Annotated in this window: 9 protein-coding genes; 1 reads left to right on the top strand and 8 read right to left on the bottom strand. The window is 48.1% G+C overall.

Going from position 1 to position 8425, the window contains the following annotated elements:
- The 8 genes from AKJ31_RS21735 to AKJ31_RS21765 all read right to left on the bottom strand — a co-directional run.
- On the bottom strand, positions 1 to 593 hold a 593-nt coding region (locus AKJ31_RS21735), incomplete at its 3' end, for an IS6-like element IS6100 family transposase (RefSeq protein ID WP_045626558.1).
- A gap of 506 nt (positions 594 to 1099) precedes the next feature.
- Positions 1100 to 1600, bottom strand: a complete 501-nt coding sequence (locus tag AKJ31_RS21740) for a GNAT family N-acetyltransferase (RefSeq protein ID WP_000376623.1) — start codon at positions 1598 to 1600, stop codon at positions 1100 to 1102.
- A gap of 127 nt (positions 1601 to 1727) precedes the next feature.
- On the bottom strand, positions 1728 to 2567 hold the full coding sequence (gene sul1 / locus AKJ31_RS21745) for a sulfonamide-resistant dihydropteroate synthase Sul1 (RefSeq protein ID WP_000259031.1): 840 nt from the start codon (positions 2565 to 2567) through the stop codon (positions 1728 to 1730).
- A complete protein-coding gene (locus AKJ31_RS21750) occupies positions 2561 to 2908 on the bottom strand; it encodes a quaternary ammonium compound efflux SMR transporter QacE delta 1 (protein WP_000679427.1) in 348 nt (115 codons plus the stop codon). The genes sul1 and AKJ31_RS21750 overlap by 7 nt, the downstream gene beginning before the upstream one ends.
- A 483-nt stretch (positions 2909 to 3391) precedes the next feature.
- Positions 3392 to 4033, bottom strand: a complete 642-nt coding sequence (locus tag AKJ31_RS21755; RefSeq protein WP_053411095.1) for an oxygen-binding di-iron domain-containing protein — start codon at positions 4031 to 4033, stop codon at positions 3392 to 3394.
- 239 nt (positions 4034 to 4272) lie between these two features.
- Complete coding sequence (locus tag AKJ31_RS21760) at positions 4273 to 5535, bottom strand: IS1380-like element ISEcp1 family transposase (RefSeq protein WP_000608644.1); 1263 nt, start codon at positions 5533 to 5535, stop codon at positions 4273 to 4275.
- A 217-nt stretch (positions 5536 to 5752) separates the two neighbouring features.
- The gene (locus tag AKJ31_RS23485) at positions 5753 to 5890 is read right to left on the bottom strand and encodes a hypothetical protein (protein WP_245639088.1); all 138 of its coding nucleotides are present in this window, start codon (positions 5888 to 5890) and stop codon (positions 5753 to 5755) included.
- A gap of 107 nt (positions 5891 to 5997) precedes the next feature.
- Positions 5998 to 6594, bottom strand: a complete 597-nt coding sequence (locus AKJ31_RS21765; protein ID WP_053411096.1) for a nitroreductase family protein — start codon at positions 6592 to 6594, stop codon at positions 5998 to 6000.
- 199 nt (positions 6595 to 6793) lie between these two features.
- Between AKJ31_RS21765 and AKJ31_RS21770 the strand changes: the two genes are divergently transcribed.
- Entirely contained in the window at positions 6794 to 8176 is a 1383-nt protein-coding gene (locus AKJ31_RS21770) for an IS1380 family transposase (protein ID WP_053411097.1), read from the top strand.
- Positions 8177 to 8425 lie beyond the last annotated feature (249 nt).

An 8425-nucleotide genomic window follows, 5' to 3' on the forward strand; every position in this document is an offset into this window, starting at 1 on the left:
ATCGTGGCATAGGCCGTGGGGATCGATTTGAAACCGCGCACCGGCTTGATCAGTATCTTGAGCTTTCCGTGATCGGCCTCGATCACGTTATTGAGATACTTCACCTGCCGGTGGGCCGTCTCCCGGTCCAGCTTTCCTTCGCGCTTCAATTCGGTGATCGCTGCACCATAGCTCGGCGCTTTGTCGGTATTGAGCGTGGCAGGCTTTTCCCAGTGCTTCAGGCCTCGCAGGGCCTTGCCCAGGAACCGCTTCGCTGCCTTGGCGCTGCGGGTCGGCGACAGGTAGAAATCGATCGTGTCGCCCCGCTTGTCGACTGCCCGGTACAGGTAGGTCCACTTGCCCCGCACCTTGACGTAGGTTTCATCCAGGCGCCAGCTCGGATCAAAGCCACGCCGCCAGAACCAGCGCAGCCGCTTCTCCATCTCCGGGGCGTAGCACTGGACCCAGCGATAGATCGTCGTATGGTCGACCGAAATGCCGCGTTCCGCCAGCATTTCCTCAAGGTCGCGATAGCTGATCGGATAGCGACAATACCAGCGCACCGCCCACAGGATCACATCACCCTGGAAATGGCGCCACTTGAAATCCGTCATCGTTCCGTCCGTCCAATCTCCGCCAAGCATGCTCAAGCTTCACGATTTTTGCAACAGAGCCCACACGAGTATTGAGCATAGTCGAGATTGGTGCAGATCACTTCTGATATTGAACTGTCAGGAGCTGGCTGCACAACAGCCATTACGCCCAATCAACTGGTGCAGTCGTCTTCTGAAAATGACATTTGGTATCTCTCATAAACGGATGTTTTTGAGAGAACTATCTTCGGCCTTCACACGCACGAAAGGCGGCGAAGCTCCGCCGTTAATCCGTCCGCCGGAGATCTCGCCCAGGCAGGCTGAAGGCCGAGCAAGCCTGACAGGCCCGAAAAGCCCGGCACGGGCGTCGGCGGCGATGACGGCGGCGGCATTATCCAGGGTTGATGATGGAAGTGGAGGATATCGACAACCTCTCGCGCAACCAAGACATCGCGGTCGGACTGCAAGTGATCTTGAAGCCACGGGCCCGTCCCACCCCGACATGGACCTCGATGCCCGAACGGACGTTAGATTTCGAGTTCTAGGCGTTCTGCGATGAAGGTTGGATCCCAGCCGGGATTGAAAGTGTCGACGTGGGTGAATCCGAGCCGCTCGTATAGGCCACGCAGGTTCGGGTGGCAGTCGAGCCGCAGCTTGGCGCACCCCTGCGTTCGCGCGGCATGGCGGCAAGCCTCGATCAGCGCGGAGCTGACACCCCGGCCCGCATGTGTCCGTCGCACCGCGAGCTTGTGCAGATATGCGGCCTCCCCCTTGAGGGCGTCGGGCCAGAACTCGGGATCCTCGGCCGACAAGGTGCAACAGCCGACGATGCCGTCGCTGCAACTCGCGACTAGGAGCTCGGATCTCAGGACGAAGGTCTCCGCGAATGTCCGGTCGATCCGCGCGACGTCCCAGGCGGGCGTTCCCTTGGCGGACATCCACGCCGCAGCGTCGTGCATCAGCCGCACAACCTCGTCGATATCACCCGAGCAGGCGACCCGAACGTTCGGAGGCTCCTCGCTGTCCATTCGCTCCCCTGGCGCGGTATGAACCGCCGCCTCATAGTGCAGTTTGATCCTGACGAGCCCAGCATGTCTGCGCCCACCTTCGCGGAACCTGACCAGGGTCCGCTAGCGGGCGGCCGGAAGGTGAATGCTAGGCATGATCTAACCCTCGGTCTCTGGCGTCGCGACTGCGAAATTTCGCGAGGGTTTCCGAGAAGGTGATTGCGCTTCGCAGATCTCCAGGCGCGTGGGTGCGGACGTAGTCAGCGCCATTGCCGATCGCGTGAAGTTCCGCCGCAAGGCTCGCTGGACCCAGATCCTTTACAGGAAGGCCAACGGTGGCGCCCAAGAAGGATTTCCGCGACACCGAGACCAATAGCGGAAGCCCCAACGCCGACTTCAGCTTTTGAAGGTTCGACAGCACGTGCAGCGATGTTTCCGGTGCGGGGCTCAAGAAAAATCCCATCCCCGGATCGAGGATGAGCCGGTCGGCAGCGACCCCGCTCCGTCGCAAGGCGGAAACCCGCGCCTCGAAGAACCGCACAATCTCGTCGAGCGCGTCTTCGGGTCGAAGGTGACCGGTGCGGGTGGCGATGCCATCCCGCTGCGCTGAGTGCATAACCACCAGCCTGCAGTCCGCCTCAGCAATATCGGGATAGAGCGCAGGGTCAGGAAATCCTTGGATATCGTTCAGGTAGCCCACGCCGCGCTTGAGCGCATAGCGCTGGGTTTCCGGTTGGAAGCTGTCGATTGAAACACGGTGCATCTGATCGGACAGGGCGTCTAAGAGCGGCGCAATACGTCTGATCTCATCGGCCGGCGATACAGGCCTCGCGTCCGGATGGCTGGCGGCCGGTCCGACATCCACGACGTCTGATCCGACTCGCAGCATTTCGATCGCCGCGGTGACAGCGCCGGCGGGGTCTAGCCGCCGGCTCTCATCGAAGAAGGAGTCCTCGGTGAGATTCAGAATGCCGAACACCGTCACCATGGCGTCGGCCTCCGCAGCGACTTCCACGATGGGGATCGGGCGAGCAAAAAGGCAGCAATTATGAGCCCCATACCTACAAAGCCCCACGCATCAAGCTTTTGCCCATGAAGCAACCAGGCAATGGCTGTAATTATGACGACGCCGAGTCCCGACCAGACTGCATAAGCAACACCGACAGGGATGGATTTCAGAACCAGAGAAAGAAAATAAAATGCGATGCCATAACCGATTATGACAACGGCGGAAGGGGCAAGCTTAGTAAAGCCCTCGCTAGATTTTAATGCGGATGTTGCGATTACTTCGCCAACTATTGCGATAACAAGAAAAAGCCAGCCTTTCATGATATATCTCCCAATTTGTGTAGGGCTTATTATGCACGCTTAAAAATAATAAAAGCAGACTTGACCTGATAGTTTGGCTGTGAGCAATTATGTGCTTAGTGCATCTAACTTTGTTTTAGGGCGACTGCCCTGCTCCCGTCTTATTCACGAGCCTTGACCTAAAATAAAGAAGGCGAGTGGTTTATCCTTTAAAATCAATATGTTCGGCAAGAACTTGATTAGAGGGGGCCACTCGCCATGGGTGAAACACTACCAAGTTCCCATATAATGCGCCTACTTATCAGCCTTTGGGACGTTGGGACGGTATTTTTCACTATATACCCCCAAGTTTTTAGACATGAAAAAAGCTCGATATATTATAAATATATCGAGCCTTTAAGTTACTGTTTTTCAATATCGTTCAAAATCTTGATAATTACAGTATACGGTTTTATGAAGTGGTATATTTGCAAATGCTTATTTTGCAAGGTCTATTTGCTTGATTTATCCTACAATCGTAATGCAAAACCCATGACCGGAAGCAACGAACTTAGGTTCAATCTCACTCAAATCCGAGGATAGCTTTTGTCCGGATTCTTGATTGGGCAATGTATCTGCGCCGCTTGATTTTACCGCTGCGTCCCAACTGCTTTCGATAACTTGTCCGTGATTCTCACCCATGCCGAACATGAGGTCGCTGCTAAAGAAAATACCACGTTTCTTTTCAAAAAATAAAAGTCCTTCCCACATATGCATTTCAGCTGGGTAACTGATAGCTTGAAATTCAAAATCATCTCCGGCAAATATTTCATTCGGCTTTTTAATAAGCACATTGTTAGTAATACCAAACCCCATCAGTTGTCTTGCTGTGGTTTCGGAACAAACCGCGACAGCTTCGGGATGTTCTTTGAGAACCAAAGCAAGTCCGCCACATTCGTCTGATTCAAAATGAGAAATTAGAATGTATTTTATTTTGCGTTCACCGAGCAACTCTTGCAACTTAGGAATGGTAGTTTGCGCTTGTGATACGGCTCCGGTCTGAATGAGAACAGGCTCATTTGTCATCAATAAGTATTGGTGCATTGAAAGCTTAATCGGCTCCATTACCTCTGTAAATTGGTATAAATCTTTGATAATCTCTGTCATTGTCAAAACTCTTTTTTCTATTTATAGTCTAACCTAAATTCCACGTGTGTTTTTTATTAGCTTCAAAAATCACTATTTCACGAAGAATTTAGACTGCTTCTCACACATTGCAACATTATTTACAACCACCTTTCAATCATTTTTGATAAATCATTGATTTCATCTTTGCTGCAATGATACTTAATAAACTCTGCAAGTTATCCACAGAGCAACACTCAATTTTATTGATGATATTCTTATTATACCAGACATTTTTCATACACTCCCTTGTACGGATAGTTTTCCGACAACTTCATGATTACATATCTTGCGGTTTTGATTATTTTTGCTGCAAGAAATACATACTTCAAACGAAAGGTCTTTATTTGCTGTCTGTATTCTGAAGAGTCCAAGGAATCAAACTTGAACAACAAAAATAGGTTATATGAAAGCATCATCATTTGAAACACGGCTTCATTCGCCCAAAATGACTTTAGCAAGAGATGACCCACCGCCATGTCGTATTTGGCTTCTTTGATATAGTTTTCAGCATTACCACGCTTTTCATAGTATATAACTACTTTTTCAGAAAGCAAGGTAGTATTTGTTACAAAGAAAAAGTAGTCGTATTCGGAACCTTCTAAAAGTGATAATTGTGCTCTTTCTTTTTCTGGTTTCAGTACGCGAGATACGACAAATCTTCTGTCTTTTTCCCATTTAACTAATTTTGTATACAGTTCTGTAGTTTCTCTACCTTCTTCTCCTTTAACGAATACAATTGATGAATTCGTTGCTTGTGAGGTGAGTGTAGAATAACTTTTGGCTTTAATTAAATATTTGCATCCAAGAGATTCTATCGTTTCGATAATTTTTTCATCAAAGTAGCCACTATCCATTCGAAATAAAATTTCTAAATCGTCTGATTTGATGTTAGCAACAATTTCTTTGATCATTTCCGCAGCACCGTTTGCAGTGTAAGTATTGCCACTTCTTACAAATCCGGTAACATATGCTTTTAATTCGTCGCAAAATGCAAATTGGATATTGTAGCATCGGTTTCCCAGTTTCTTAGGATTATATCCTTTTGACGCACCTTCTTGATGACCTTCTACGTTAATTACACTACTATCAATATCAATCGTAATGGATGTCAATTTACTTTTAGTGAGCAGTTTTTTAAAGACTTTAAAATTAATGTCTCTAAACATTTGGGTTGTCTTGAAGTTGAAGTTTCCTAGAAACCGTGACACTGTTTCAGGTTCTTTTACGGAAATATCAAACTCGTTGACGAGGGGATCATTTTGAAGTAGCTTTAGACGTTCTAACTTATCAATGCCAATGAAGTGACCGCAGAGCATGGTCTTTATATGATTCATCTTGATTTTATTTGTTGAGTCATTATCAAATACGAGGTCATTTTCAATAAAATCAAAAATCCCATTGCTTTTTGCATTCTCAAGGAGCAGAAAAAGACCTGCATTTGATGTTAGATTCTTAGCTTTGAAATCAATTTTATTAATCATAATTAGAACCCCTTTTTACTACTTTTCTTACTATTATTTTACCATATATCGAGTCATAAAAGCTGATAATTTAACATATTTTTGAGCACTTTTCTTTCACCCAATGGGTGAAAGCTGAATTTCGAAGGAATGCATATTTATCAAGGCTTTGATTATGCTTTTTGAAGTACTGACGTAGAATCTAGGAAGTTGGAAACCATCCTGCAACTTATCTGTTTCAGTGCAGCTCAGTGAACGGAAAACCAGTAGTGATGCCGGTGCATTCTTGCTGCGCGAGGTGCTCGATCGCAGCGGTGTGATTGAGAGCTTGGATCGGCAGTTGCTGGATGATCGTGCCCCCGCACGTGTGCAACATAGTTTGTCCATAACAAAAAAAACAGGTAAACCAGCCTATTAAGCTAATTTACCTGCTATTAAAAAGAATCACTTTAAGTGCTGATAGAAAATGCTTAGAAAAAACCCTTATAGGACGATAAAGCGATCTTCATCCGCCATAAATTCTTTTTCTGAAAACTCACCTTGGTGTGAACCAAAAGGCATTTGGGCGCGTAGTTTCCAGCTTGCAGGAATATTCCACTCAGCTGCTACGGCTGCATCAGGTAATGGATTATAGTGCTGTAGGCTGGCACCTATGTTGGCTTCAGATAAGGCAGTCCAAACCGCTAGTTGTGCAATACCTGTTGAATGCTCTGACCAAATTGGGAAGTTATCGGCATAAAGTGCAAAGTTTTCTTGTAAGCCTTTTACAACATCTTGGTCTTCATAAAATAAAACTGTACCTGCGCCCGCTGCAAAGCTGTTAACTTTAGCTTCTGTTGGAGCAAAATCTTCAGCTGGTACAATTTTTTGAAGTTCGTTTTTAACGATATCCCAAAACTTTTCATGCTGTGCGCCATGTAAAATAACTGCGCGTGAACTTTGTGAATTAAATGATGAAGGCGATTGGCGAATTGCCTCTTTAATAATTTCAGTAACTTCTTGCTCTGCTAGGGGTAGCTCTTTACCCAAGGCATACTGACTACGACGCTTTTTTAACGCTTCTAAAAACTGCTTACTCATTTTATAAACTCCAATGTTTGTTACAAAAAATAGTGGGGTAGTGCTAGGTTAACTTGCGTCAACTAAAACCAGTTCAGCTTCTTCTAGGGCTGTAATCCCGTCTTATTCACGAGCCTTGACCTAAAATAAAGAAGGCGAGTGGTTTATTCTTTATAATCAATATGTTCGGCAAGAACTTGATTAGAGAGGGCCACTCCCCATGGGTGAAACACTACCAAGCTGGAAACCATCCTGCAACTTATCTGTTTCAGTGCAGCTCAGTGAACGGAAAACCAGTAGTGATGCCGGTGCATTCTTGCTGCGCGAGGTGCTCGATCGCAGCGGTGTGATTGAGAGCTTGGATCGGCAGTTGCTTGATGATCGTGACCCCGCACGTGTGCAACATAGTTTGTCCAGTCAGCTTCGTACTCTGCTGGTTCAGCGTGCGCTGGGCTGGGACGATCTGAGTGATACGCAAACACTAGCAAACGACCCAGTTTTGCAGCTGGCCTGCAGCGATCAGCGCAGCACCACGCCACTAGAGCAGCCCCGTCCTTCGCAGCCAACCCTGTCGCGTCTTCTGAATCTGTTGGCCACAGATATCAACCAGTCTGCATTTCATGACGGTTTGCTCGACATGGCCATGTGGCGACTGTCTTCGATGCGCAGCGGCAAGCCATTGTCATCGATCACGTTGGATGTCGATGGCCTGCCCATTGAAACTTTTGGCCAACAAGTCAGAACGGGCTACAACAGCTATGTTGGTTATTCACACTACTCACCGCTGGTGGCTTCTATCGCTGAAACGGGCGACATGGTTGGCGGCCTGTTACGAGAGGGAAACAGCGGTTGTGCAGTACAAGCTGAGTACTGGATTCCCAAGCTGGTTGAACGGATTGGCAAGACAACCGGCACCAAGGTCAGAGTTCGTTTTGATGCGGGTTTTACTGGCAACCCAACACTTTCGGCACTGGATGACGCCAATATTGAATATGTTGGTCGATTGTCCAGCAATACCGTACTTGAGCGCGAAGCGGCACACTACCTCAAGCGCCCAGTGGGTCGGCCAACCCATCAACTACGCGAGTGGTGCCATGAGTTTTACTATCAGGCACAGTCTTGGGAGAAGCCGCGCCGCATTATTTTAGTGGTCTGCGAGCAACCGGATGATCTGTTTTTAAAACATTTTTTCCTAGTCACCAGCCTGGACTGGAAAGACTGGACACCGCATAAAATTCTGCAGCTGTACCGCAAACGCGGGAAAGCTGAGGGGCACATGGGCGAACTGAAAGACACGCTCAACGTTCACCTATCTTCTACCTGCCGTGGTGCGTCTACCGTGCAACAGGTGATGGGCCGCAATCAGGTCAGCCTGCTGCTGAGTCTCTACGCTTATCAGATGCTGCACAGTCTGCGAGCGCTGATGGAGCGCGTCACACAAAAGGGCTGGAGCATACGCAAAGTCCCCGAGCAGATCCTGAAAACAGCAGCAACCGTGGCCGTGCATGCGCGAAAAATAGCAGTTCATATCGGACAGTCCGGCGGCAAATGGTGGCCCAGTCTGCTTAAAAACTTGCCTCGACTGCATCAGGCTCAAACTTAAACCGAGGCACGCAACAAACAGGTTATCGGCTGAACGGCTGAGGTTTTATCTTGCCTAAATGATAAGAAAAGCTGTGAAAGAGCTGAAAGCAGGCACAAAACCTTTCTGTTTTTACGCTGACAAAGTAAATACACTACCGAAAATCGTACCCCCCAGCCCGAAAACGGTTAGAGGGTCATCAAGCTGCCGAAAATGAGTCACTTTGAGAGCTCTCATGAATAAGACGGGCTGCTGCGTAACATCGTTGCT

Source organism: Vibrio hepatarius (genome assembly GCF_001274785.1).
GTDB lineage: Bacteria > Pseudomonadota > Gammaproteobacteria > Enterobacterales > Vibrionaceae > Vibrio > Vibrio hepatarius.